At 61.8% G+C, this 654-nt stretch carries 3 protein-coding genes; all 3 read left to right on the plus strand.

Annotation, left to right across the window (positions count from 1 at the left end; translation table 11 throughout):
- A partial coding sequence (locus tag EOA33_RS37690) for an uL14 family ribosomal protein (RefSeq protein ID WP_190234538.1) occupies positions 1–104 on the plus strand: 104 nt, incomplete at its 5' end.
- 12 nt (positions 105–116) lie between these two features.
- Entirely contained in the window at positions 117–431 is a 315-nt protein-coding gene (gene rplX / locus EOA33_RS37695; protein WP_126054440.1) for a 50S ribosomal protein L24, read from the plus strand.
- A partial coding sequence (rplE, locus tag EOA33_RS37700) for a 50S ribosomal protein L5 (protein ID WP_127407844.1) occupies positions 424–654 on the plus strand: 231 nt, incomplete at its 3' end. The genes rplX and rplE, both read left to right, overlap by 8 nt.

Consider the following 654-nt stretch of genomic DNA (forward strand, 5'->3'; position numbering starts at 1 on the left):
ACAAGAAAGAGCCGATCGGCACGCGTATCTTCGGACCGGTTCCGCGCGAACTTCGCGCCAAGAACCACATGAAGATCATCTCGCTCGCGCCTGAAGTGCTGTAAGGAGCCGGACCAATGCAGAAGATCAGAAAAGGCGACAAGGTCGTCGTGCTTGCCGGCAAGGACAAGGGCCGTTCGGGCGAAGTTCTGTCGGTGCAGCCGAAGGAAGACACCGCGCTGGTGCGCGGCGTCAACCTGATCCGCCGTCACCAGAAGCAGACCCAGTCCCAAGAGGGCGGGATCATCACCAAGGAAGCGCCGATCCACCTGTCGAACATCGCGCTGGCCGACCCCAAGGACGGCAAGCCGACCCGCGTCGGTTTCACCATCCAGAAGGACGGCAAGAAGGTGCGCGTCGCCAAGCGTTCGGGAGAAGTCATCAATGGCTAAGGCTGAAACCAAGCAGGCGGCTGCCAAGAACGAGCCGCGCCTCAAGAAGGTCTACAACGAGACCATCCGCAAGGCGCTGCAGGAGCAGTTCGGCTACGACAACGACATGCAGGTTCCGCGCCTCGACAAGATCGTGCTGAACATGGGCGTTGGCGAGGCGACCGGCGATTCGAAGAAGCCTTCGGTCGCCGCCGAAGACCTGGCGCTGATCGCCGGCCAGAAG

The organism is Mesorhizobium sp. M4A.F.Ca.ET.050.02.1.1 (genome assembly GCF_003997725.1).
GTDB lineage: Bacteria > Pseudomonadota > Alphaproteobacteria > Rhizobiales > Rhizobiaceae > Mesorhizobium.